The sequence below is a fragment of the Acerihabitans sp. genome (assembly GCF_036398755.1).
Classification (GTDB): domain Bacteria; phylum Pseudomonadota; class Gammaproteobacteria; order Enterobacterales; family Enterobacteriaceae; genus Acerihabitans.
The window spans coordinates 1-24823 of record NZ_DASWOM010000110.1 but is presented as its reverse complement, the minus strand read 5'-3'; the positions used below and the strand labels follow the sequence as shown (position 1 = coordinate 24823).

The window sequence follows — 24823 nt, the reverse complement described above, 5'->3', positions numbered from 1 at the left end:
CGGCAGAGCACCGGACTTAACCTAACCGGCGTCAAAGAACCCGGCCAATTCACGGGCCACCGCCGCGGGCTGCTCCTCCGGCAGGAAATGCCCGCAGTTGGGCACCATTACGCCCGCCACAGGGTCGGCAAATGCCCGCAGGGGCGCGGCCATATCGGTTATGGAACCCTGATCGGCGCTCAGCGCCAATACCGGCATCCCAAGCTTGCCGCCGCCCGCCAGGCGACGGTTCTGCGCGGCGGAGACCGCCGCTTCCCGGTAATAGGCCAGCCCTGCGCGCAGCCCGCCGTCTTGCCTGAAGGTCCGCAGGTACTCGTCGATATCCGCCTCGCTAAACGCCTGGGGATTTGCGGTTTTGCGCCGCAGGAACCAGTCCAGGTACTCCCGCTCGCGCCCGGTAATCAGCACTTCCGGCAGGTCAGGGATGGCGTGGAAGGCAAAATGCCAGGTGCGCCAGGCCCGGTCCGGCGCCGTGGGCAGCGCATCGGGTAACGTGATGCCAGGAATGCCGGCATCCAGCAGCGCCAGACGCCGCACTTCGTCGCCATACAGCGCCGCGTAGGGAAAGGCCACCCAGGCGCCGATATCATGGGCGGCCAGGAAATAGCGCCGGATGCCCAGTTGGCGCAGCAAACCGTGTACGGTTTTGGCCAGGCTTTCCGTGTCGTAGCCCCCCTGCGGGCGATCAGAATCTCCCTGTCCCGGCAGATCGGGGGCAATCACGCGATAGGCCGGCGCCAGCAGCGGCATGACTTTACGCCAGGCGAACCAGCTTTCGGGAAAGCCGGCCAGCAGCACCACCACCGGGCGTTCTTGCGCGTTTTCGTTATCGATACTTCCGTTATCAATACTGCCGTTATCGACATAGTGCATCCTGATCCCCGCCACCGTGGCAAAGCGATGCACAAATCCGCCAAGTCCACTCACCGGACGGGCCACGGGATCCGCCGGGGTAAGCCTGAACCCATCCGCAAAGGAGGGTGATGGTATAGGGTCAGTCATAAAAATTCTCCGCAAACACTGTAGGGTGGCTTTCAATATAGGAAATGATCGTTTCCTAATCAAGCGCTATCGGTTGGCGGCGGATCGATAACGATGGCCGCCGGGAATATTTGCCGCTTCGATTTGCCTGCGCCGCCGGGATTGGTTACCCTGCGGTTTTCCTTTTAATGATGCCGACGATGCCACACAGATTAATTTGGTTCCTTTGTTTTTTCCTACTGCCGATCGCCGACGCCGCCCTGGCGCAAAACATCAACAACTTCAGCCAGGCAAAAGCGGCGGCGGTGAAAATCAATCAGGATGCGCCGGGTGATTTTTATTGCGGATGCAAGATAGGCTGGCAGGGGAAAAAAGGCACGCCGGATCTGGAGTCATGCGGTTACCAGGTGCGCAAAAGCATCCTGCGCGCCAACCGCATCGAATGGGAACATGTGGTGCCGGCGTGGGAATTCGGCCATCAGCATCAATGCTGGCGGGAAGGGGGCCGCAAAAACTGCGCCAAAGACGCCGATTATCGCCAAATGGAAACCGACCTGCACAACCTGCAGCCGGCGGTCGGCGAAGTCAACGGCGATCGGGGCAATTTCCAGTACAGCCAATGGCGCGGCGGCGAGGGACAATACGGCCAGTGCGCCATGAAAATCGACTTCAAGAACCGCCAGGCCGAACCGCCGGCGCGTGCGCGCGGCGCCATTGCCCGCACCTATTTTTATATGCGCGACCGTTATCATCTGCGTATCTCAAGCCAGCAAAACCAGCTGTTCGACGTCTGGGATCGGCAGTACCCGGTCACCGCCTGGGAATGCGAACGCAACCGGCGCATTGAAAAGGTGCAGGGCAACGCCAACCCTTATATTCAGCGGGCTTGCCAGTGATAAAACCGCTGGCTTAGCGTCAATACTTCTGACAGATTGGCACATAAGCCTGGAACGGGCATCATGGCCCGGTAAAATCACGCGTAGCGCACCCATCAGGATTAAAAACGAGAGAAGCATGCGAATACCCCGTATTTATCATCCCGGCCCGCTCCCGGCCAAGGGCGTCGTGGCGCTCGACGAAGACGCCGCGCACCATTTGACGCGCGTGCTGCGCATGTCCGAAGGACAATTGCTGCATCTGTTCGACGGCAGCAATCACATCTTCGAGGCACAGATTGCCGCGGCGGGGAAAAAAAGCATTACGGCCAATATCATCGCCTCGCGTCCGGCAAATGTCGAGTCCCCGTTGCAGCTGCATTTAGGCCAGGTGATGTCCCGGGGTGAGAAGATGGAATTCACCGTCCAGAAATCCATCGAATTAGGGGTGAATGTCATTACGCCATTGTTTTCCGAGCGCTGCGGGGTCAAGCTGGACCACGAACGCATGGCGAAAAAAATCCAGCAATGGCGCAAAATCGCCATCGCCGCCTGCGAGCAGTGCGGCCGCAACAGCCTGCCGCTGATTCGGGAAGCCATGGACCTTGAAGCCTGGTGCGCCGAGCGGGACGAAGGGTTAAAGCTCAACCTGCACCCGCGCGCCGCGAACAGTATCAATACCCTGCCGCTGCCGGTGGACAAGGTGCGGCTGCTGATTGGTCCGGAGGGAGGCCTGTCCCCGGAAGAAATAACCATGACCTCAAGCCATGGATTTACCGAAATCCAGCTGGGGCCCCGTGTTTTGCGCACAGAAACCACAGCGCTCACCGTCATTACCGCACTGCAGGTGCGTTTCGGCGATCTGGGTTAAAGGAGAAACAAATGTTAAAGCTCGGCATCGTGATGGATCCCATATCCTCCATCAACATTAAAAAAGACACCAGTTTCGCCATGCTGCTCGAAGCGCAACGCCGCGGCTGGCAAATCCATTACATGGAAATGAGCTCGCTGTACCTGCGCGGCGGCGAAGCGCGCGCCAGCACCCGCCTGCTGGCGGTAAAACAGGACTATGACGAATGGTATAGTTTCCACGGCGAACAGGATATCGATCTGGGCGATCTCGACGTCATCCTGATGCGCAAGGATCCGCCGTTCGATACCGAATTTATCTACGCCACCTATATCCTCGAGCGGGCGGAAGACAAAGGCGCGCTTATCGTCAACAAGCCGCGCAGCCTGCGCGATTGCAACGAAAAGCTGTTTACCGCCTGGTTTGCCCACCATACCCCCGACACCCTGGTCAGCCGCCGCGACGATCATATCCGCGCCTTCTGGCACGAACATGGCGACATTATCCTCAAACCGCTGGACGGCATGGGCGGCACCTCGATCTTCCGGGTAAAAAAAGACGATCCCAACCTATCGGTGATTATCGAAACCCTGACCGGCTACGGCCAGCATTTTTGCATGGCGCAAAACTTCCTGCCGGAAATCAAGGATGGCGACAAACGGGTGCTGGTAGTGGACGGCGAGCCGGTGCCTTACTGCCTGGCGCGCATTCCCAAAACGGGTGAAACGCGCGGCAACCTGGCGGCGGGCGGACGCGGAGAGGCGCGGCCGTTAACGGAAAGCGACTGGAAGATTGCCCGCGATGTCGGCCCGATCCTGAAAGAAAAAGGGCTGATTTTTGTCGGTCTGGACATTATCGGCGATAAGCTGACGGAAATTAACGTCACCAGTCCGACCTGCGTGCGGGAAATCGAAGCCGCCTTTCCCATTTCCATTACCGGCATGCTGATGGATGCCATCGAGAAACGCTTGGGCCGCTAGAGCAAAAGCTGATTTACACGGGCCGCGGGCGTAATTCGCTTGCGGCCAGTGACATATCCATCAATTAGCCGCATACTGCTGTTCGCCTATTTATTAAACTAATCACCTTAAAAAAACAGAATGAATTTACAGCATCACTTTCTTATCGCCATGCCTTCACTCCAAGACCCTATGTTCAAACGCGCGGTGATTTATATCTGCGAGCATAACGACGACGGGGCCATGGGACTCGTCATCAACAAACCGGTCGAGCAGTTCACCGTCGAAACCGTGCTGCACAAACTCAAGATCATGCCGGCCGAGCGCGATCCGGCGATCCGCCTGGATAAACCGGTATTCGCCGGCGGCCCGCTGGCGGACGATCGGGGTTTCATCCTGCATACCCCCCGCGAGGGATTCGGCTCCAGCATCGGCATCTCCGACGAAACCATGATTACCACCTCCAAGGATGTGCTCGAAACCCTCGGGACCGCGCAGCAGCCGCAGGATGTTCTGGTGGCGCTGGGTTATGCCGGCTGGGACAAAGGGCAGCTGGAACAGGAATTATTGGAAAATGCCTGGCTGACCATTGCGGCCGACAGCGATATCCTGTTTCGCACGCCCATTGCGTCGCGCTGGCGCGATGCGGCGAGAAAGCTGGGTATCGATATCCATAATATCGCCAACGAAGCGGGCCACGCCTGATGACCAACCGTACCATGATGGCGTTTGATTTCGGCACCAAAAGCATCGGCGTGGCTATCGGCCAGGAAGTCACCTGCACCGCCCGTCCCCTGGCGGCCTTCAAGGCCCAGGAAGGCGTACCGGACTGGCTGGCGGTGGAAAAACTCCTGCGGGAATGGCAGCCGGATGTAATTGTGGTGGGGCTGCCGCTGAATATGGACGGCACCGAACAGCCGCTGACGGTCAAGGCGCGTAAATTCGCCGGCCGGCTGCACGGCCGTTTTGGTTTCGAGGTGGTGCTGCACGATGAACGCCTGAGCACCGTCGAAGCGCGCGCCGATCTGTTCGAGCGCGGCGGCTATCGTGCGTTAAACAAGGGCCGGGTCGACGCCGGGTCGGCGGTGGTGATCCTGGAAAGCTGGTTCGAGCGGTTGCTGGCGGTGCGCCATCCTCCCAGGTCATGATTGCCCGCTAACGCCCATGCCTGGGCATCCTGTCCAGGTTGCATCACTCACTCCAGATAAAAAACCGGCCGCAGCTCGCGGCTTACCGGGCTGTTATCCGCATTGGCCGGCATCACGTCGGTCATATGTTTCCACCAGCGCCGGCACACCTCGGTGGCGGCCACCTCGTCCCAGCGCGCCTGTGACTCAATTTCCACATACGCGAACAGCAAATGCCGCTCCTCGTCCATAAAAATGCTGTAATGATGAGCGCCGTGGTCTTTAAGGGTGTGTTCCAGCTCCGGCCAGATGGGATTGTGACGCCGCCGGTACGCCTCGTGGGCGTCAGGATTGACCTGCATGACAAAGGCCTTTGTGATCATGATTAACGCTCTTCTCAATAATGGGGGAGAACCGGCGTGGGCCGGCCCGCCTTACCGCCGGGCGCGTTAACGCCGGTCACGCCCGGCGCGGGCGCCTACTCGACGTCCAGCGCCGCAGCCATCGGCGTAACGCCGAAACGCTGCCCCAACGCAATCAGTTCGTCACGGCTGATGGTCTGCTTTTTACCGCCCATGGAGCGCACTTTAACCATGATCTCGGCCGCTTTTTCCGCGGTATCGATAAGTCCAAAGGCGTCATCAAGCGTCGGTCCGCTGGCAAAAATGCCGTGAAATGGCCATAGCACCAGCGAATGGGAGCGCATTTGCGCCGAAGTGGCGTTGCCGATGCCATCGGTGCCGGGCACCATCCAGGGCACGATGCCCACGCCGTCGGGGAACACCACCAGGCATTCAGTGCTGCCTTCCCACAGTTCGCGGGTAAAATGCGCGCTGTCCAGCTTCAGCACAAAACTCAGGGCGATCAGATTGGTGGCATGACAGTGCATAATCACCCGCCCGCTGCCCTGCGTCACCTCTTTGCGCACCACGTGCGACTGGAAATGGGACGCCAGTTCCGAGGTCGGCAGTCCGCCGGCGGTCAGGCCCCACAGAATGCTGTAGCCATCGCCCGCGGCATTCACCCGCAGCAACACCAGGTTATCCGATGGCGATAGCTGGACGTTGCGGAAAAATTTACCTGAACCGGTCACCAGAAAATAGGTATTGGCCAGCTCAGGCACCGGCTCGGTCAGCGCTTCGGTGCGCGGCCGGGGCGTGAACTCATCCCGGTACGGCGCCACGTCTTCCGGGGTCAGGCGCAGGCTGACGTTGCCGCCGTTGCGTTCATCCCAGCCTTTGAGCCACATGTCGGTGGTGGCCTTGACCATTCCCTGCACAAACCAGGAAGTGAGTATTGTTTGCATAGCTTGTTATCCTTTGCGTGTTGTTGACGTTGCGCGTTCATACTCACGTACCGATTGCAGCCAATCGCCGCCTACCGGTACATTGTGCAATTGGCAGTATTTGTCCCACACCGCTTGCCAGGGCAGCGATTTCTGCTCTTCCAGCAGCGCCAGGCGCGCCGTATAGTCGCCGCGCAGCTCCAGTTGGCGCAGCTCTTCGGTTGGCTCCAGCAGCGCGCGCAGCAGCGCTTTTTTCATATTGCGGGTGCCGATGACCCAAGCGGCGATACGGTTAATGGAGGCATCAAAGAAATCCAGGCCGATATGTACCCGGTTGAACAGTTTCTGGCGCACGATTTCAGTGGCGATGGCCTGGGTTTCATCGTCCAGCAGCACCACATGGTCGCTGTCCCAGCGCACCGGGCGGCTCACGTGCAGCAGCAGGCGCGGCACAAACAGAATGGCGCTGGAAATCTTGTCGGAAATCATCTCGGTGGGATGGAAATGCCCGGCGTCCAGGCACAGGGCGGTGCCGCGGCTGGTGGCGTAACCGAGATAAAATTCACTGGAGCCGACGGTATAACTTTCCGCGCCGATGCCGAATAATTTACTTTCCACCGCGTCGATATGGTGGTTGCGGTCCAGCTTTTCCGCCATCACGGCATCCAGCGCCTCCAGCAGGCGCTGGCGGGGGGCCAGGCGATCGATGGTCAAATCCTTCATACCGTCGGGGATCCAGATATTCATCACCGACGGCGTGCCCAGCTCCCGGCCAAAATAGGCCGAGACGCGGCGGCTGGCCCGGCAATGTTCAATCCAGAACCGGCGGATGCCGTCGTCGGCGTGGGACAGGGTGAACCCGTCGGCGCTCAGCGGATGGGAGAAACAGGTGGGGTTGAAATCCAGCCCCAGATGTTGTTCACGCGCCCAGCCGACCCAGTTGGAAAAATGCTTCGGCTCGATTTCATTGCGTTCCACCTTGCCGTCGGCCTCCAGGTAGATGGCGTGCAGGTTGAGCCGCTTGGGTCCGGGGATCAGGCTGAACGCCTGCTCGAGGTCGGCGCGCAGCTCCCGGGCGTTATGCGCTTTGCCGGGATAATTGCCGGTGGCCTGAATGCCGCCGGTCAGCGCGCCGCCCGTATTTTCAAACCCGGCCACGTCATCGCCCTGCCAGCAGTGCATGGATATCGGCAGGGTATCGAGTAATTCGAGCGCGCCCTCCACGTTGACATTGATATCCGCAAACCGCTGTTTAGCCAGGATCCAGGCTTGTTCAATGGATTGACTCATAATAAAGTTTCCTCTTTCAGATGGCAGAGCGCCAAAAAACGTTGCCAGTGCGTGGCGAAATGGGTATCGGGGCCGGGGGTGTAATGACGTAATGGGAAATTGGATTCCACAACATCGCGCCAGCGGGCGACGTCGGGCACGTCTCCCAGCGCCATCAGCTGGCAGCCGATATTGCCGAGCGCCGAGGCTTCCACCGGCCCGGCGGTAACCGGTATCCGGCAGCTGTCGGCGCAAAGCTGGTTAAGCAAAGGGTTCAGGCAACCGCCGCCGACAATATGCAGCCGGTTTAACGGCGCGCCGCGCAGCCGGCCCAGTTCCAGCAGCACCTGCCGGTACAGCATGGCCAGGCTGTCGAAAATACAGCGCGCAAGCGCGGCGGCATCCTCCGGCACCGGCTGGAGCTGTTCCCGGCAGGTCTGGCGGATGGCCGCAACCATCGACCGGGGATTGATAAATTGTTCAGCGTTGGGATTGATAAGGCTCCGGCAGGCAGGCCGGGCGGCGGCGTGCGCCAGCAAGGACTCAAGGTCCGTTATCGCCAGTTCGCGGCATACCCGCTGCAGCAGCCATAATCCCATGATGTTTTTCAATACCCGATAGCGCCCGTTGATGCCGCCCTCGTTGGTGATATTCATCGCCAGCGCGCGGTCGTCGTTAAACGGACGATCGCTGTCGATGCCCATCAGCGACCAGGTACCGGAACTCAGGTAGGCGCAGCCGTCGCCATGCAACGGCGCGGCCACCACGGCGCTGGCGGTATCATGGGACGCCACGGCGATGACCGGCACCCTCTGGCCGCCCGGGCTAAGCCAGTAGCCTGGCGTATTACCGGGCTGCGTGGGTTTGCCCAGCCAGCGCGCCGGGATGCCCAGGTATTCGAGCAGCGAGGGATCCCAGTCGCCGGTGGCAAGGTTAAGCATTTGGGTAGTACTGGCGTTGGTATATTCCCAATTGAGCGCGCCGGTCAGCCGAAAGCAAAAATAATCCGCAATCATCAGCATATGCGCCGCCGGGTCAAGGCCGCCGGGCTGTTGCCGGCGCCAGGCCTTTAGCTGATACAGGGTATTGAAAGATAAGAACTGAATGCCGGTGAGCCGGTAAACCTGCTCGCGTCCCAAATCGGCCAGCACGGCGGACATAACGCCGTCGGTGCGGTGATCGCGATAAGACACCGGGCAGGTTACCCGTTCGCCCTGGGCGTTCAGCAGCACGTAATCCACGCCCCAGGTATCGATACCGATACTGTCGATCATGGCGCCGTCTTTTTCCGCAAGGGCCAGGCCGGTGAGAATCTCCCTTTCCAACTGGTCCAGATCCCAGCAGTCGTGCCCGTCGACGGCAATAAAGGTGTTGGGGAAACGGTGGATTTGTTTAAGCGTTAATTTTTGCGCGGCTGAATGCCATTGAGCCAGCATGACCCGGCCACTGGACGCACCGAGGTCGACAGCTACGCAATTTCGTACGGCCATAGTGAATATCCTCTTTCATTCTATGACCGGCAGTGTATTAACAATAAACGAACGCCACCTTCCGGTGAATGCCAACATGGCAGGGCCGGTGGCAGAATAGTCAAGATGAATGTGAAATCGATCACATAAACAGTATTAGTTTACTCACGGAAAATAACCGCAGGTGATGAAATGGATGATTTATACCCGCCTGTGATCCCGACCTCAATTTTGAATATTCCCCGCTCAATCTTTAAAAAATAACCTTAAAGTCTGCGATGACGGTCATATATTCAAGGCACGCCCCCTGCCAGGCGCCGTACTATACTTTAGCTATTTCGACTCTAGCTATTTCGCGTTGCGCGAAGGCGGCAACCCCGCTTATCCCGGAAGCATGGCCACCGGGGTGGGCGGATGGGGTCAATGCACCCGCCGCGTGGAATATGGCGAGGATATAAGCTCCGGATAACGGTAAGGTGCCGAAGATGACGCTACTTTGTGGTGATGATTTTTTTATTTCCAAAGACGCGACGGTCACCATAGAACCACGGGTGCCGCAAACGGCGTTCCCTGAGCATTATCACGATTTCTGGGAAATAGTCCTGGTGGAAAAAGGGTCGGGCATTCACGTTTTCAACGATCAGCCCTATGTGTTGAATAGCGGCACCGTATGCTTTATCCGCGCGGACGATCACCATTTATTTGAGAATGTCGATGAGCTGATAATGACCAACGTGCTTTATCGCTCACCGCATGGATTCCGGTTTTTAACCGACATCAGCCGGTTCCTGCCGGCCCAGAACCTGCCGGACAGCCAGGTCAACTGGCAGATAAACCATGCGGGCATGCAGCAGGCCAGACAATTTATCCAGCAGTTGGCCGACCTGACGAAGGATACCTCTCCCGAAGGCATTGCCGCCAGCGAAGGGCAGTTTTTACAGCTTTTGATCATGCTGCGCCATGGCTGTTTCCAAAGCCAGGGCGAAGGGGATCGCGAACAGCGCCTGCGCGACCTGTTGCGCTGGCTGCAGCATAATTTCTGCAACGATATCGACTGGATGTCGCTGGCCGAGCAGTTTTCACTGCCGCTGCGCACGCTGCACCGCCAGTTGAAACAGCAGACCGGCATGACGCCCCAGCGTTACCTTAACCGGCTGCGCCTGCTGGAAGCGCGCAAGCGGCTGCTGGAGAGCGACAAAACCATTACCGAGATAGCCCATGCCTGCGGTTTCAGCGACAGTAATCATTTTTCCACACAGTTCCGGCGTGAGTTTTCCCACTCGCCCAAAATGCTGCGCCATGGTGAACACTGATCGCCGGTAGCTGGCGGAAAAATATGACAATTGTCGCCAGTCTCAAATTTTTATTGCGCCCGTTATGCCATGCTCCCTCTCTTGCCCAGGCGCTGAGGGAGTCTGATGGTGTCTAACCTGAAGTTGAGTACCACCGATTATTTCCTGTCGGATAAAAATGCAATCACGGTGGCGGATCGTCATCCGCAGCCGATTTTCCCCACGCATTATCATGATTTTGACGAACTGGTGATTGTCTGGCGCGGCAATGGGCTGCATATCCTTAATGATGTGCCCTATGCCATTACCTGCGGCGATCTGTTCTACGTCAATGCCCGCGATCGCCATAGCTATGAGTCGGCCAACGAGCTGGAGCTGGAAAATATTCTTTATTGCCGCCGCCGGCTGACCCTGTCCGCTGATTGGGAAGCGCTGCTGCCGGGCGAGGACGCGGCGCAGGAGCAACGGTACTGGCGGCTGAGCACGCCCGGCATGTCGGTCCTGCGCCGCGAGGTGGACGCGCTGGCGCGGGAATGCATGAAAACCGATCCGCTGTCCGTCCTGCTGAGCGAAGCATTATTCCTGCAGGTGGCGCTGCTGTTGAAGCGGTTTCGCCACGCCCCCGACAGCCCGTTGCTTTCCGACGCCGAACAGCTGGATTTACTGCTGATGGCGCTGCGCGTCAGCATCGAACAGCCTTTCCGGCTGGAGGACTTTTGCCGGCGGCACCAGCTTAATGCCCGTAGCCTTAAAGCGGTGTTCAAGCAGCAGACCGGCTTCGGGGTTAATCAGTATTTACGGCAATTAAGACTGTGCAAGGCCATGGACTTGCTGCGCCACGGGCAACAGACCATCGGCGAGGTGGCGGCACGCTGTGGTTTTGACGACAGCAATTATTTTTCCGTGGTGTTTAACCAGTCCTTTGGCGTCTCGCCACGGGAATATCGCCAGCGGTTTCAAAAAAACCAGGACGGGAAGAAACCCTCCGGCGCGGTTGATTCGTTATTGCTTTGAAGTGAAGTACCATACCGCCAGCGCAATCAGTATAAAAATCCAGGTTACTTTTCTCATTTTTTTCTCGTTTTTTCTTGGCGTTTGCCGTTATTTGGCGTCTATATCGGTTCATAATCCGCCATGCGCGCCGGTTTTCGGCGATTTTATACTACCTCCCCGCTTTTGCAATGGTTATGCCCTCGCCCCCTGGTGCGCATCACGCATTTTTTTACTGGTAGAGATAGTCGCCGGAGGTGATACGCCGGTAGCTTTGCTCAAAAGTCTGCATGCCGTGCGCATTGCCGGCCTGCAACAGCCCCGGCAGCAAATGGGTTTTGCCGTCGCGGATAAGGTTGCGCACGGCGGGAGTGGCTATCATCAGCTCAAACAGCCCCATGCGCCCGCCCTGCTCCCTGGCCACCAGCCTTTGCGCCATGATCCCAAGCAGGCTGCCCGCCAGTTGGCCGCGGGCAAAAGCGCGTTCATTGGCGGAAAACACATCCAGCAGCCGGTCCACCGCCTGGGCGGCGTGGCGGGCATGCAGGGTGGCCAGGACCAAATGCCCGGTTTCGGCGGCGCTCAGGGCCAGGCGGATGCCCGCCTCATCGCGCAGTTCCCCCAACAGGATCACGTCCGGATCCGCGCGCATGGCGGCCCGCAGCCCGGCGTTGAAATCCTGGCAGTGGCCGCCGATTTCCCGCTGCTGAATCAGGCTGCGCCCGGACGAATGAATATACTCGATAGGTTCTTCCAAAGTGATGATATGCAGCCGGCGGTGCAGGTTAAGGTATTCCACCATGGCCGCCATGGAGCTGGATTTGCCGCTGCCGGTGGCGCCGGTGACCAGCAGCAGCCCCTGCGGCTGTTTGAGCAGCCCCTTTATCATAAGCGGGATGCCCAGGTCGGCCAGCGACGGACTTTGCGTGGGTATGATGCGAAAGGTGGCCGACGTGCCGGTGCGCTGCCGGAAAAAGTGGCAGCGCAGCCGCTGGCGGCCATATGCGGTGGCCGCGCAGTCGGCCTGGCCGTCACGCGCCAGTTGCCGGCGCCCGCGCTCATCCAGTAAACGGTCGGCGCAGGCGATGACCCACTCTTCCCGCACCGGCGGCTGCCGTTCCAGGCAGCTCAAGCCGCCGTCGATTCGCAGTATCGGCGCCTGGCCGGGACAAAGGTGCAGATCGGACGCATTATGCTTTACACTAAGAGCCACCAGTTCATCAATATCCATATGACCTCCTGAAACCATGAGTACTATCGAGCAGAATCTACAGCAGGTAACAGAACGAATCTCGTTGATTGCGCGGCAATGCGGCCGCGATCCGCAACAGATCACCCTGCTCGCGGTAAGTAAAACCAAACCTGTGACGGCTATCGAAGAAGCCATCAGGGCGGGCCAAACCGCCTTTGGGGAAAACTACGTCCAGGAAGGCCTGGAAAAAATCAGCTATTTCCAGCAGAACGCATTTACCCCCGCGCTGAGCTGGCACTTTATCGGCCCGCTACAGTCGAATAAAAGCCGGCTGGTGGCGGAGCATTTCGACTGGCTGCATACCCTGGATCGGCTGCAACTGGCGCAACGCCTGAACAACCAGCGGCCGGCGTCGATGGCGCCGCTCAATGTGCTGATTCAAATCAACATCAGCGGCGAAGCGAGCAAGTCGGGCATTGCGCCCGACCGGCTACCGGAACTGGCCGCCCTGGTGGCGGAGCTGCCCAGGCTGCGGCTGCGCGGCCTGATGGCCATTCCCGCCCCGCAGGCGGATTATCAGCGCCAGTTGGCGGTTTTCCGGCAAATGGCGGCATTATTTGCCGATCTGCGCCATCGTCATCCCGACGCCGATACGCTGTCGTTGGGTATGACCGACGATATGCCGGCCGCCATCGCCGCCGGCAGTACCCTGGTGCGCATCGGCACCGCGATTTTCGGCGCCAGGGACTACCAGGCGCCGACGGCTTAACCCATTACCATGAGGAATAGCATGCAACAGCGTAGAATCACCTTTATCGGCGCGGGCAACATGGCCCAGGCCATCGTCGCCGGTCTGGTCGCCACCGGCTACCCGGCGGATTTAATCACCGTCTGCGCGCCGTCGCCGGACAACCGCCAGCGGCTTGCCGCCCGCCTGGGCGTGCGTGAGAGCGCCGATAACCTGGCGGGCGCCAGCCGGGCGGAGGTGGTGGTCCTGGCGGTAAAACCGCAGTTAATGGCCGAGGTTTGCGCGCAGTTGCGCCAGGGAATGGATTTTTCCGGCAAACTGGTGCTTTCCATCGCCGCCGGTGTTAACGTTAGCCGGTTTTACGCCCTGCTCGGCGAGCCGTTAACCATCGTGCGCATCATGCCCAATACCCCGTCGTTGATCGGCAAGGGCATGAGCGGTCTGTATGCCCCGGAGCAGGTCGGCCGGGAAGATCGCGACTTTACCGCCGATCTGATGACGGCGGTGGGTAAAGTATGCTGGGTGGAGGAGGAAAGCGGTATTAACGGCGTTATCGCGGCGGCGGGCAGCGCGCCGGCCTATTTTTTCCTGTTTATGGAAGCCATGCAGCGGGAAGCGGTCAGGATGGGTTTTGACCAGGAGACGGCAAGCCTGCTGGTCCGTCAGGCCGCCGCCGGCGCCGCCGCCCTGGCAGACGCCAATGCCGCCACGCCTTTCGCCACGCTCAGGCGGAATGTGACGTCCAAAGGAGGCACCACCGCCGCCGCGGTAGAGGTATTAGAACAACATCAGCTGGCGCGTACCGTAGCCGACGCCATGCAAGCCGCGGTTGCGCGCGCTGAAGAGATGGAAAAATTATTCTGATTTTTTTTGCCGTAATCGTGCATTTTAACGCTATTAAGGATATTACCCTCTTATGCTGACGCTGACGTTTCTGGTCAAGACGCTATTTGATTTTTATATCATGGTGCTGCTGCTGCGCATCTGGATGCAGTGGACCCGTTGCGACTTTTATAATCCGTTTTCACAATTTATCGTTAAAATCACCCAGCCGGTTATCAAACCCATGCGCCGGGTTATTCCCTCCCTGGGTCCCATCGATACGGCGTCGCTGCTGCTGGCGTTTATCCTGGCCACGCTGAAGTTTCCGCTGGAAATGCTGATCCAGCTCGGCGGCGTGACGCCCGACCCGCTGTATCTGCTGGTGGGTTTGCTGACGCTGATAAAATCAGCCGGCCAGCTGATTTTCTGGGTGATTATCATCCGCTCGTTAATGAGCTGGATAAGCCAGGGGCGCAGCCCGATGGATCAGGTGCTCTACCAGCTTAGCGAGCCGCTGATGGCGCCGGTGCGCCGCATTATTCCCGCCATGGGCGGCATTGATTTCTCCGCGATGGTGGTGATCCTGATCCTGTATTTATTCAACTACATGGGCATGGATCTGTTCCCGACGCTGTGGTACCGGCTGTGACCTGCGCCTGGCTCGACGCGGGCGACGTGGTATTGCGACTTTATATCCAGCCGAAAGCCAGTGGCGATCGGCTGGTCGGCCCGCACGGCGACGAAATCAAGGTTGCCATCACCGCGCCGCCGGTGGACGGCCAGGCCAACGAACATCTCACCCGTTTTATGGCCAAACAGTTTGGCGTGGCCAAGAGCCGGGTTATGATAGAAAAAGGCGAACTGGGCCGCCATAAACAGCTACGCATAAGCGAACCCGCGCGCCTGCCCGCGCTTATCGCGCAACTGCTGGCGGACAACGCCGCCGATGCCTGAGGCGGGCATCGCCGGCGCCGGGTTTTTCCGCGCCTGATACTTGAATAACCCATGGTGGACAGAGGATATGCAAAAAGTGGTACTGGCCACCGGCAACGCCGGCAAAGTGGCCGAGCTGGCGGACTTATTGGCGGATTTCGGCCTGGACGTGGTGGCGCAAACCACCCTCGGGGTCGACTCCGCCGAGGAGACCGGCCTGACCTTTATTGAAAACGCCATTCTCAAGGCGCGCCATGCGGCGGCGGCCACCGGCCTGCCGGCCATCGCCGATGATTCGGGATTGGCGGTGGACAGCCTTGGCGGCGCGCCGGGCATTTATTCCGCCCGCTACGCAGGCGCGGCGGCCTCCGATCGGCAAAACCTGGAAAAATTGCTCGACGTCATGCGGGACGTGCCGGATGACCAGCGCGGCGCCAGTTTCCACTGCGTACTGGTTTATCTACGCCATGCGCTTGATCCCACGCCCCTGGTCTGCCACGGCGGCTGGCGCGGCGTTATCAGCCGGGCGCCGTCAGGCACGGGCGGCTTCGGCTATGATCCGGTATTTTACCTGCCGGGCGAAAACCGCACCGCAGGCCAGATGACGCGCGCGGAAAAACAGCGCGTATCCCATCGCGGCCAGGCGCTGACGCTGCTGCTGGACGCCCTGCGCCATGCGTAATTTGCCGCCGCTAAGCCTGTATATCCATATCCCGTGGTGCGTGCAAAAATGCCCTTACTGTGATTTCAATTCCCATGCGTTGAAAGGCGACGTGCCGCACGAGGAGTACGTCGGCCACCTCCTGGCGGACCTGGATCAGGATGCGGGTTTTACCGGCGGCCGGGAAATCAGCACTATCTTCATCGGCGGCGGCACCCCCAGCCTGCTCAGCGCGCGGGCAATGCAGCTTTTGCTCGACGGCGTGCGCGCGCGGCTGCCGGTGAGCCCCTCGGCGGAAATCACCATGGAAGCCAATCCCGGCACCGTCGAGGCCGACCGTTTTCGCGGCTACCAGCAGGCGGGAGTTAACCGTATTTCCATCGGCGTGCAAAGTTTCCAGCCGGAAAAACTGCTGCGCCTCGGCCGGATCCACGACGCGCAAGAGGCCCGGCGCGCGGCCCTCCTGGCCGCCGGCCTGGAGCTCGGCAGCTTTAACCTGGACCTGATGCACGGCCTGCCCGACCAAACGCTGGCGCAGGCGCTGGACGACCTGCGCCAGGCCATAGCGCTTGAGCCGCCGCACCTGTCCTGGTATCAGTTGACCATAGAGCCGAACACGCTATTCGGCTCGCGTCCGCCTTTATTGCCCGACGACGACGCGCTATGGGATATCTACCAGCAGGGAAATGAGCTGCTGTCGGCCGCCGGTTACCGGCAGTATGAAACCTCAGCCTATGCCAGGCCCGGTTTCCAATGCCGCCACAATCTCAACTACTGGCGTTTTGGCGATTACCTGGGGATTGGCTGCGGCGCCCACGGCAAATTAACCCAGGCCGACGGACCTGTGCTGCGCACGGTGAAAGTGCGTCATCCGCGCGGCTATATGCAGGGGAAATACCTGGACAAACGTTATGCGGTGGCGGCGGAAGATTTGCCGTTTGAATTTTTCATGAACCGCTTTCGTCTGCTGGAGCCGACGCCACGCCTGGAATACGCCGCGTTTACCGGGCTGGATGAAAGCACGGCGCGCGCGGCGCTGGATAGCGCGCTGGCCGGGGGATACATCACCGAGAGCGCGGCTGAATGGCAGGTGACGGAAAAAGGCAAACTGTTCCTCAATCCGCTGCTGGAACTGTTTATGGACTGAGCGGGTTATTGCCCCAGGGATTTCAGCAGGTCGCCGCGCTGGCGTTCAAGATTGGTCACCCGCTGGCAGACCTGGTCGCCGAACTGCCTGAATTCCTGTTCCTGGTTGCCCCATTCCGCCTGGATCGCCTTTTGCAATCCGCCCAGGTTACCCATCACCGACTGTAGCGGGCTGCTGCCGGTGGCGGCGTTCATCGCCTGCTTGACGCCCATCTCGTTGAGACTGTCCTGCACCACCCCGCCCATGCTTTGCTGCACGATGCTCTGGCCATCCTGCCGCACCTGGTCAATGGCCTGGTGATGAAAAGCCAGGCCTTCGCTGCGATGCTCCAGAATACGGTTCATCTGCTGCTTAAGCTGTTTATCGAGGGTGGTCAGGCGGTTGCGCACGTTGCTGTCGCTGCCCAACTGCTGCACGATAACCCGATCCAGCGCCACGCGGCCCTTTTCCAGGTGGGCCTGGGCGCCGCTGTCAATCCAGGGCAACTGCCGGCGTATCTCCGCCTGGTAATCCACCGCCTGCCGGCGCGTGTCCGCATCCAGCGCCACCGGTTGGCCGTTACGCGTCACATCGCCATTGCGGCCGATGGTCAGGTTGCCGCTGGCCCCCACCACCTGCACGCTCTGCGCGGTGATAAAGATATCGTCCTGCGGTTTTACCTGGCACTGATAATCCGCCTGCGCCTGCCAGGCGGTTAACATCAAGATACCCAGAACTGCTTTGCGCAACATACGTTCTCCTGAAAATAAAGGTCAAACATCAGACACTTTTTTCGAACATTAAATCCCAAACCCCGTGGCCCAGCCGCTGGCCCCGTTGCTCGAACTTGGTGAGCGGCCGGAAATCGGGACGCGGTACATAGTCCCCCTGGTCGGATAGATTATGGAATTGCGCCATCTCGCTCATCACCGCCAGCATATGCACGGCGTAGGGCTGCCAGTCGGTGGCCATATGGAATACGCCGCCGGCCCGCAGCTTGCGCCCAACCAGTTCGGCAAACGGCGTCTGCACGATGCGCCGTTTATTATGACGCGCCTTGTGCCAGGGATCGGGGAAGTAAAGTTGCACCAGGGCCAGGCTTTGGTCCGGGATCATATGCTCCAGCACTTCAATCGCGTCGTGACACATCACCCGCAGATTGCCGATGCCCGCTTCGCGCGCGCTCAGCAGGCAGGCGCCGACGCCGGGCAGATGCACCTCGATGCCCAGGAAATCCTGTTCCGGATGCGCCGCCGCCATCTCCACCAATGACGCGCCCATGCCAAATCCGATCTCAAGCGTAAGCGGCGCCTCGCGGCCGAATAAAGTAACCGGCGCAATCGGTTCAGGCCGGTATTCGACGCCCATGACCGGCAGCAACTGGTCGATCGCCAGCTGCTGCCCTTTGGTCAGGCGGCCCTGGCGGCGGACAAAGCTGCGGATGCGGCGCAGCGGCCGTCCCTGGTCGTCAAATTCATGGGAGATAACGTCATTGCTCATAGTGGTTTCATTGTCGGCAAATTAATTGGCAATCGCGCATTATGCAAAGATAGCGTTGATTAGCAAGTGGGCGCTAGCGGAAAGTTCCTGTTTACAGTATGGCAACTCTGTGCTGGAATCGCAGCCTGATATTTTCACACCTTGACCAGCCGGAGAGTAATACCCCACTGATGAAACAAGCGCAACTGTTCGCGCAACAAGTGCTGGACTGGTACCGGCGCTTCGGGCGCAAAACACTCCCCTGGCAGTTGGACAAGACGCCGTACAAGGTCTGGCTGTCGGAGATCATGTTGCAGCAGACCCAGGTCGCCACGGTTATCCCCTATTTCCAGCGCTTTATGGCAAAATTTCCCACGGTGGCATCGCTTGCGGCGGCGCCGCAGGATGAAGTGCTGCACCTGTGGACCGGGCTTGGCTATTACGCCCGCGGGCGCAATCTGCACAAGGCGGCCCAACTGATTGCCGACAGGCACGGTGGTGAGTTTCCCTCCACCTTTGCGGACATTACCGCCCTGCCCGGCATCGGCCGTTCCACCGCCGGCGCGGTATTATCACTGGCGCTTGGCCAGCATTATCCTATTCTTGATGGCAATGTGAAGCGTGTGCTGGCGCGTTATTTTGCCGTAAGCGGCTGGCCCGGCAAAAAAGAGGTCGAGCAGCGGCTCTGGAGCCTGAGCGCGCAAGTGACCCCCGCCGACGGCGTCGGGCAGTTCAACCAGGCCATGATGGACCTTGGCGCGCTGGTATGCACCCGCACGCGGCCGAAATGCGAGCTGTGTCCGCTGCATACCGGCTGCGAGGCCTATGCCACGCACGGCTGGGCGCTCTATCCGGGCAAGAAGCCGCGCCAGGTGATGCCGGAAAAAACCGCCTGGTTCCTGATGCTGCGGTCCGGCCAGCGGATTTGGCTTGAACAGCGCCCGGGGGTCGGGCTATGGGGCGGATTATTTTGCTTCCCGCAGTTTGCGCAGCGCCAGGATCTGGCCGCCTGGCTCCAGGGCCGCGGCCTGGATATAGAAAAGGGCGAGCAGATGACGGCATTTCGCCATACCTTCAGCCATTTCCACCTGGATATCGTCCCGGTGCTGCTAAATACGGACGGCGAGCAGCGCTGCATGGATGAAGGCGCCGGACTCTGGTATAACTTAGCGCAGCCGCCGTCGGTGGGGTTGGCCGCGCCGGTTGAACGCCTGTTATCGCAGGTGGCAAAATCGCCGGCGGGCAGCCCGCGGCACCCGGCCTTGCGCCATCCTGCCAACGAAGAGGAATAACAATGAGCAGAATCATCTATTGTACCTTTCTGAAACGAGAGGCCGAAGGCCAGGATTTTAAGTTCTACCCCGGAGAATTGGGCCAACGCATCTTTGACAATATTTCCAAGGAAGCCTGGGCCACGTGGCAAACCCGACAGACCATGCTTATCAACGAAAAAAAGCTCAGCATGATGAACCTCGCCGACCGGAAGATATTGGAACAGGAAATGATTAAGTTTCTGTTCGAAGGCCAGGACGTGCATGTCGAAGGGTACACGCCGCCTCAAGCATAAATACTAAATGAGCACAAGCAGGCCCATTTTGCCTATCTCGTTCTGACACGGCCCGTAAGATGAAGAAAACATTAGTTTTGCTGTTAATAGCGCCCCTGTTGTTCTCGTGCTCCAGCCACAAGACCGAAGATACCGAGGCCTATGTTAAAGATACCAATGGGTTTGATATTCTGATGGGGCAGTTCGCCAACAATATTGAAAATATTTGGGGCATAAACGAGGTCCTGATCGCCGGGCCGAAGGATTACGTCAAATACACCGATCAATACCAGACCCGTAGCCATATCAATTTTGACGCCGGGACCATTACCATCGAGACCATCGCCGGCGATCCGGCCTCGCATCTGCGCCAGGCGATTATCAGCACGCTGCTGATGGGCGACAACCCCGGCTCCATCGATCTGTATTCCGACGTCAACGATATCCAGATCAGTAAGCAGCCCTTCCTGTACGGCCAGGTGGTGGATAACAACGGCGATCCCATCCGCTGGGAATGGCGCGCCGCCCACTTCGCCGATTACCTGCTGCAAACCCGGCTGCAGCAGCGCACCTCCGGCCTGCATCAAATCTGGTCGGTTACCATCCAACTGGTGGCTAACCACCTGGATAAACGCGCCCATAAATATCTGCCGATGGTGCGTAACGCATCACAGAAATACGGCGTCGACCAGTCGCTGATCCTGGCGATTATGCAGACCGAATCCAGTTTTAACCCGTACGCGGTCAGCCACTCGGATGCGCTGGGGTTGATGCAGGTGGTACAGCACAGCGCAGGACGCGACGTGTTCAAGATGAAGGGCAAATGGGGTCAGCCGAGCCGCAGCTACCTGTTCGATCCGGAAAACAATATCGATACCGGCACCGCCTACCTGGCATTGCTGCAGTCCAGTTACCTGGCGGGAATAGTCAATCCCACCTCCAGGCGTTATGCGGTGATCACCGCCTATAACGGCGGCGCGGGCAGCGTGCTGCGGGTGTTCTCCAGCGACAAGAACCGGGCGTTTTCGGTTATCAACGACCTGGACCCGGATGAGGTGTACCAGAAACTGTCGACCCAGCATCCTTCCGCCGAGTCGCGGCGCTATCTGTATAAGGTGAGCAGCCTGCAGAAACATTACCGCTAGGTAATGACGCCATAGCCAGCATGGCGGCCCCGGCAACGGGGCCGCTGTGGACTAGTTGCCGATAACGTGGCCGTACAGACGCTGCACGCCGTCCTCTTCCCGCACCGCGTAGACCCCCTGCAACTCCGGCGAAAAGCCCGGCAGCAGGTTTAACCCCTCCTCCAGCGCCAGGAAATAGCGCTGCGCCGCCCCGCCCCACACTTCGCCCGGCACCACGCACAGCACGCCCGGAGGGTAAGGCAGCGCGCCTTCAGCGGCAATACGGCCTTCCGCCTTACTGATAGGGATCAGTTCCACATCGCCGCGCACAAAGGCCATATTGGCTTCCTGCGGATTCATCGCCACCTGGGGCAGGTAATCACGGCGGAACATTTCCCGCTGCAGCTGCTTCACGTCGAAGCTGACATACAGATCGTGCATTTCCTGGCACAGGCGGCGCAGCGTATAGTCCCGGTAACGGTCGGGATATTTTTCGCAGATGCTCGGCAACACCTCGCTTAACGGCGCATCCTGTTCGATATAACGTTCGAACTGCACCAGCGCCGCCGTCAGCCTGCGCATTTTCGGCGCGTCTTCCGCCGGCGTCAGCAGAAACAGGATCGAGTTGAGATCGCATTTTTCCGGCACGATATTATTTTCGCGCAGATAGGTGGCGAGGATGGTGGCCGGAATACCGAACGCCGAATAATTCCCCCTCATCCGATCAATGCCGGGCGTGGTCAGCAGCAGTTTGCAGGGATCGACAAAGTACTGGTTCTCGGTATAACCGCTGAACGCATGCCAGGATTCTCCCGGCACAAAATCAAAGAACCGCACGTCATGGGCCATGGCGTCGGTATCGTGATCCTGCCAGCGCTTGCCACCGACGCTTGCGGGGATAAACGGCTTGATAAGGCGGCACTGCGCCAGCATGTCCTTACGGGTATCAATACCCAGTTTAACGCAGTCCAGCCACAAACGCCGGCCCGCGGCGCCTTCATGCATTTTGGCATTAATCTCCAGCGCGGCGAACAGGGGATAGAATGGGCTGGTGGAAGCATGGAGCATAAACGAGTTATTAAAGCGTTTATGATTGCAAAAGCGTTTTTGCCCTTTGATATGCGCGTCTTTTTTATGGATTTGCGAGGTTTGCGAAAAACCGGCCTGCTGTTTATGCACCGATTGGGTAACAAAAATGCCCGGATCATGTTCATTAAGATCAAGCAATAACGGCGAGCACTGCTCCATCATCGGGATAAACTGCTCGTAGCCGACCCAGGCGGAATCGAATAGGATGTAATCGCACAAATGGCCTATCTTATCCACCACCTGGCGCGCGTTATAGATAGTGCCGTCATAGGTGCCCAGCTGTATCACCGCCAGGCGGAACGGACGCTGCTGCCCGGCGCGCCAGGGAGCAATCTCCTCCACCTGCCGACGCAGGTAACGCTCATCAAAGCAATGGGCGTCGATTCCGCCGATCAGTCCGAACGGGTTGCGGGCGGTTTCCAGATAGACCGGCGTCGCGCCCGCCTGGACTAAGGCCCCATGATGAACGGATTTATGGTTATTACGATCAAACAGCACCAGATCGCCACGGGTCAGCAACGCGTTGGTGACGACCTTGTTGGCCGACGACGTGCCGTTGAGCACAAAATAGGTTTTATCGGCATTGAACACCTTGGCGGCGAACTTTTGCGCTTCTTTCGCCGAGCCTTCATGGATCAGCAAATCGCCCAGTTTGACATCGGCATTGCACATATCGGCGCGAAACATGTTTTCGCCGAAAAATTCATAGAACCGGCGCCCGGCCGGATGCTTGCGAAAAAACTGGCCGCCCTGATGGCCGGGACAGGCAAAGGTGCTGTTGTTCATGGCCACGTATTGGGTCAGCGTGGAAAAAAACGGCGGCAGCACGCTTTGCTGGTAGCTGGCGGCGGCGGCTTCAAGTATCGGCCCATGGGGTTGCGCGCCATTGAGGATAAGCAGGCCGGTCTGCGGCGGCAGGATGACATCAGCAGCCTGCGCCTTGTCGTCCACGGCGACAAAAGCCGGAATCGACAGCCCGGTATTGCGCAGAATACTGAGCACGCCCGCCCGCGCGTCGGCGACCGACACCACCAGCGCCGCTACATCGCAAAAATCAGTGTTATCCAGCAACACGATGTCCCGCTCGGTAGACAAACGATCGGCGAAGGCCGCACTGGCTGCTATTTTTAATAATTTCATGTCACCTATCCCAAAGGTTAAGGATGAGTGTATGTGCCTAAGAGCACGCGAAGGGAGAACAACGTATCATCCCGCTTAAGATGTCCATTGTTTCCATACCTGGAAACAATAAGTTATCGGAAATACTGGTATTAACAGCAGCCGATAAGCATCCGTAAAATCAGAGCCAACCTCTGTTTTTACGACTGCTTAACAGGAAGCCGGGAGATACCCTCACCGCATGGTGAGCAGGGGTGTGCTTCGGAGGCGAAGATCGTTTGGGCAAAGATCGGATAACATCAGGCAAAGATGCCCGACGCTATAACGCAGCAGCATGGAATGTTTCATACCGGCAGCTCCCAAAGACCTTGCAAAAGAGATAAGACAAATTTGCGCAATAATTGCATTTTTTTACGCCGGATTCAAGTGAAAATATTAAAAATGAAAAACCTCAATTTGATAATAACCTTTTGATAAATAATTGAATTAATTAATTCTGATAAATTATGACATATCTTATTTCTCTAAAGCCTTATCAATCAAACCCTCCTCCGATAAGCGGCCGGTTATTCTCTGACGAAACCGCCATATCCGGCGGCAAAGATTAGACAGACTCCTCATGCCCAAATGACCTGGATTGATATTCACCAGCGCGCCAATAATTATGGCCGTGGCGTATGCCGTTCCTTCGCGCATCCACCCGCAACGGGAAACTATCAAAAAATATGAGATAATACCGCCCCTTCCATTCCCCCGGCCAACAGACCCGTAAGCAGGCCGCATATACCTCCTGTAGCAGATGAAATATTCAACTTCATAACATTCCGCTGGCGTGTTTCATCATCAATATATGACCGGCCGGCCCATGTGCCGCTTATAAGCCCACCGACAGCGCCGGTAACCGCGCCTAATGCCGCGCCATAGATTAATGAATCATCCCGCTCGTTGCGTACCGCAATAAAGCTCACCCCCAGGGCGATTTGGCCAACAGTCGCCACAGCCATAGTGAGCGCGGCGATGACTTCGAATTTCTGGCTAGCTGAATTTACCGCGATGATGGTGCTTAATGCCGGCGCCTGGCCGGCGCCATCACGGGAATCCGCTTGGCGTTGCTCCCGCCGGGGGTCTATTACATTCTGTAAAGCAGGCATCTGGCCATGCTGTGTTGATATCATCATAACCTCCTTATTAAAATTGACTGATATAGGCAAAAGCATCTTGTGACTTTTGCTGTAAACGGCGGTATGTATATAAACCACTCTGAATAAGGAATCTTTGACCAGAATGGAGCTACTTGCAATAAACATCGGGTCAACATTTTTCCTTTTATGCCAGGAGGGTGAAGACGTAAAATCAAAACCTTAGCGACATAATATGTTCCCTCGCCAAATGCGGCTTTATTGCATAATAATTTTCCATCATCAGGGCGTTTAATATCATTATTACCTTATGACGAGGGTGAAAAATAGAAAAACCAGCGTCATTCACACACCATAACCTACTTAAATATCGGCACATTCACATTTTACTATGAGGATAAAATTAATAAAAAAATCATTTGTTAACAAGGGTCAATCACAAATTGACTCACTTCATCATGTCGGTATTGGTTTTTAACCGCGCTTATTTAAAACTCAGCAGGGTTTTGCCTGCCGAGGTAGGTAAACTGCATGAAAACTGGCCGATCGAACGGACAAAGGCGATAAAGCCGTTGACGCCACCTCCGCGATACGGTTTAATGCGCCCCGTTGCCCGGATAGCTCAGTCGGTAGAGCAGGGGATTGAAAATCCCCGTGTCCTTGGTTCGATTCCGAGTCCGGGCACCATTTTTGAAAAAACAGTTTTAGATAAACCAGCTTAACGGCTGGTTTTTTGCATTTTGGGATT

26 protein-coding genes and 1 tRNA gene are annotated in these 24823 nt (G+C 58.1%); 17 read left to right on the top strand and 10 right to left on the bottom strand.

The window, feature by feature from the left end:
* Positions 1–21: 21 nt before the first annotated feature.
* A complete protein-coding gene (locus VGC33_RS18470; RefSeq protein ID WP_331122242.1) occupies positions 22–1002 on the bottom strand; it encodes an alpha/beta fold hydrolase in 981 nt (326 codons plus the stop codon).
* Positions 1003–1181: 179 nt separating this feature from the next.
* Here VGC33_RS18470 and endA point away from each other — a divergent pair, with 179 nt between their 5' ends.
* From endA to ruvX, 5 genes are all read left to right on the top strand, one after another.
* Positions 1182–1877: a deoxyribonuclease I gene (gene endA, locus VGC33_RS18465; protein ID WP_331122241.1), complete on the top strand. Its 696-nt coding sequence runs from the start codon at positions 1182–1184 to the stop codon at positions 1875–1877.
* Positions 1878–1995: 118 nt separating this feature from the next.
* Positions 1996–2727 (top strand): 16S rRNA (uracil(1498)-N(3))-methyltransferase, encoded by a 732-nt coding sequence (gene rsmE, locus VGC33_RS18460; RefSeq protein ID WP_331122240.1) that lies wholly within the window; start codon positions 1996–1998, stop codon positions 2725–2727.
* 11 nt (positions 2728–2738) lie between these two features.
* The gene (gene gshB, locus VGC33_RS18455) at positions 2739–3686 is read left to right on the top strand and encodes a glutathione synthase (protein ID WP_331122239.1); all 948 of its coding nucleotides are present in this window, start codon (positions 2739–2741) and stop codon (positions 3684–3686) included.
* 120 nt (positions 3687–3806) lie between these two features.
* Entirely contained in the window at positions 3807–4370 is a 564-nt protein-coding gene (locus VGC33_RS18450; RefSeq protein ID WP_331122238.1) for a YqgE/AlgH family protein, read from the top strand.
* Entirely contained in the window at positions 4370–4813 is a 444-nt protein-coding gene (ruvX, locus tag VGC33_RS18445) for a Holliday junction resolvase RuvX (protein ID WP_331122237.1), read from the top strand. The genes VGC33_RS18450 and ruvX overlap by 1 nt, the downstream gene beginning before the upstream one ends.
* A 47-nt stretch (positions 4814–4860) precedes the next feature.
* Here ruvX and rhaM read toward each other — a convergent pair whose 3' ends face one another.
* The 4 genes from rhaM to rhaB form a co-directional block, all read right to left on the bottom strand.
* Positions 4861–5175, bottom strand: coding sequence for an L-rhamnose mutarotase (gene rhaM, locus VGC33_RS18440; RefSeq protein ID WP_331122236.1), 315 nt, complete (start codon positions 5173–5175; stop codon positions 4861–4863).
* A 95-nt stretch (positions 5176–5270) separates the two neighbouring features.
* Positions 5271–6098: a rhamnulose-1-phosphate aldolase gene (gene rhaD, locus VGC33_RS18435; RefSeq protein ID WP_331122235.1), complete on the bottom strand. Its 828-nt coding sequence runs from the start codon at positions 6096–6098 to the stop codon at positions 5271–5273.
* Between the two features lie 6 nt (positions 6099–6104).
* On the bottom strand, positions 6105–7367 hold the full coding sequence (locus VGC33_RS18430; protein ID WP_331122234.1) for an L-rhamnose isomerase: 1263 nt from the start codon (positions 7365–7367) through the stop codon (positions 6105–6107).
* The gene (rhaB, locus tag VGC33_RS18425; RefSeq protein ID WP_331122233.1) at positions 7364–8836 is read right to left on the bottom strand and encodes a rhamnulokinase; all 1473 of its coding nucleotides are present in this window, start codon (positions 8834–8836) and stop codon (positions 7364–7366) included. Before rhaB ends, VGC33_RS18430 begins: the two co-directional genes overlap by 4 nt.
* 464 nt (positions 8837–9300) lie before the next feature.
* Between rhaB and rhaS the strand changes: the two genes are divergently transcribed.
* A complete protein-coding gene (gene rhaS / locus VGC33_RS18420; protein WP_331122232.1) occupies positions 9301–10128 on the top strand; it encodes an HTH-type transcriptional activator RhaS in 828 nt (275 codons plus the stop codon).
* Between the two features lie 105 nt (positions 10129–10233).
* Positions 10234–11121 (top strand): HTH-type transcriptional activator RhaR, encoded by an 888-nt coding sequence (rhaR, locus tag VGC33_RS18415; protein ID WP_331122231.1) that lies wholly within the window; start codon positions 10234–10236, stop codon positions 11119–11121.
* 208 nt (positions 11122–11329) lie between these two features.
* Here the strand turns inward: rhaR and VGC33_RS18410 are convergent, their stop codons facing one another.
* On the bottom strand, positions 11330–12328 hold the full coding sequence (locus VGC33_RS18410) for a type IV pilus twitching motility protein PilT (RefSeq protein ID WP_331122230.1): 999 nt from the start codon (positions 12326–12328) through the stop codon (positions 11330–11332).
* 16 nt (positions 12329–12344) lie between these two features.
* On the opposite strand from VGC33_RS18410, the gene VGC33_RS18405 reads away from it, so the two are divergent.
* The 6 genes from VGC33_RS18405 to hemW all read left to right on the top strand — a co-directional run bounded on the left by VGC33_RS18405 (position 12345) and on the right by hemW (position 16600).
* Positions 12345–13058, top strand: coding sequence for a YggS family pyridoxal phosphate-dependent enzyme (locus tag VGC33_RS18405; RefSeq protein WP_331122229.1), 714 nt, complete (start codon positions 12345–12347; stop codon positions 13056–13058).
* Between the two features lie 21 nt (positions 13059–13079).
* Positions 13080–13901, top strand: coding sequence for a pyrroline-5-carboxylate reductase (gene proC / locus VGC33_RS18400; RefSeq protein ID WP_331122228.1), 822 nt, complete (start codon positions 13080–13082; stop codon positions 13899–13901).
* A gap of 52 nt (positions 13902–13953) precedes the next feature.
* Complete coding sequence (locus VGC33_RS18395; RefSeq protein WP_331122227.1) at positions 13954–14508, top strand: YggT family protein; 555 nt, start codon at positions 13954–13956, stop codon at positions 14506–14508.
* Positions 14505–14813: a DUF167 family protein YggU gene (gene yggU / locus VGC33_RS18390; protein WP_331122226.1), complete on the top strand. Its 309-nt coding sequence runs from the start codon at positions 14505–14507 to the stop codon at positions 14811–14813. The genes VGC33_RS18395 and yggU overlap by 4 nt, the downstream gene beginning before the upstream one ends.
* Positions 14814–14880: 67 nt before the next feature.
* A complete protein-coding gene (gene rdgB / locus VGC33_RS18385) occupies positions 14881–15474 on the top strand; it encodes an RdgB/HAM1 family non-canonical purine NTP pyrophosphatase (RefSeq protein ID WP_331122225.1) in 594 nt (197 codons plus the stop codon).
* Positions 15467–16600 carry a radical SAM family heme chaperone HemW gene (hemW, locus tag VGC33_RS18380; protein ID WP_331122224.1) on the top strand — a complete coding sequence of 378 codons (1134 nt, stop codon included), beginning with the start codon at positions 15467–15469 and terminating at the stop codon, positions 16598–16600. Before rdgB ends, hemW begins: the two co-directional genes overlap by 8 nt.
* A gap of 5 nt (positions 16601–16605) precedes the next feature.
* Here the strand turns inward: hemW and VGC33_RS18375 are convergent, their stop codons facing one another.
* Together VGC33_RS18375 and trmB are read right to left on the bottom strand one after the other, a co-directional pair.
* A complete protein-coding gene (locus tag VGC33_RS18375; protein ID WP_331122223.1) occupies positions 16606–17331 on the bottom strand; it encodes a YggN family protein in 726 nt (241 codons plus the stop codon).
* A 28-nt stretch (positions 17332–17359) separates the two neighbouring features.
* The gene (trmB, locus tag VGC33_RS18370) at positions 17360–18079 is read right to left on the bottom strand and encodes a tRNA (guanosine(46)-N7)-methyltransferase TrmB (RefSeq protein ID WP_331122222.1); all 720 of its coding nucleotides are present in this window, start codon (positions 18077–18079) and stop codon (positions 17360–17362) included.
* A 170-nt stretch (positions 18080–18249) separates the two neighbouring features.
* Between trmB and mutY the strand changes: the two genes are divergently transcribed.
* The 3 genes from mutY to mltC are packed head-to-tail and all read left to right on the top strand — an operon-like array spanning position 18250 to position 20749.
* On the top strand, positions 18250–19350 hold the full coding sequence (gene mutY, locus VGC33_RS18365) for an A/G-specific adenine glycosylase (protein WP_331122221.1): 1101 nt from the start codon (positions 18250–18252) through the stop codon (positions 19348–19350).
* Between the two features lie 2 nt (positions 19351–19352).
* Complete coding sequence (locus tag VGC33_RS18360) at positions 19353–19625, top strand: oxidative damage protection protein (RefSeq protein WP_331122220.1); 273 nt, start codon at positions 19353–19355, stop codon at positions 19623–19625.
* Positions 19626–19684: 59 nt separating this feature from the next.
* Entirely contained in the window at positions 19685–20749 is a 1065-nt protein-coding gene (gene mltC / locus VGC33_RS18355) for a membrane-bound lytic murein transglycosylase MltC (RefSeq protein ID WP_331122219.1), read from the top strand.
* Positions 20750–20800: 51 nt separating this feature from the next.
* On the opposite strand, the gene speC is transcribed toward mltC, so the two are convergent.
* Together speC and VGC33_RS18345 are read right to left on the bottom strand one after the other, a co-directional pair.
* Positions 20801–22957 carry an ornithine decarboxylase gene (speC, locus tag VGC33_RS18350; protein ID WP_331122218.1) on the bottom strand — a complete coding sequence of 719 codons (2157 nt, stop codon included), beginning with the start codon at positions 22955–22957 and terminating at the stop codon, positions 20801–20803.
* 695 nt (positions 22958–23652) lie between these two features.
* Entirely contained in the window at positions 23653–24243 is a 591-nt protein-coding gene (locus VGC33_RS18345) for a hypothetical protein (protein WP_331122217.1), read from the bottom strand.
* Between the two features lie 443 nt (positions 24244–24686).
* Here VGC33_RS18345 and VGC33_RS18340 point away from each other — a divergent pair.
* A tRNA-Phe gene (locus VGC33_RS18340) sits at positions 24687–24762 on the top strand.
* Positions 24763–24823: the final 61 nt, after the last annotated feature.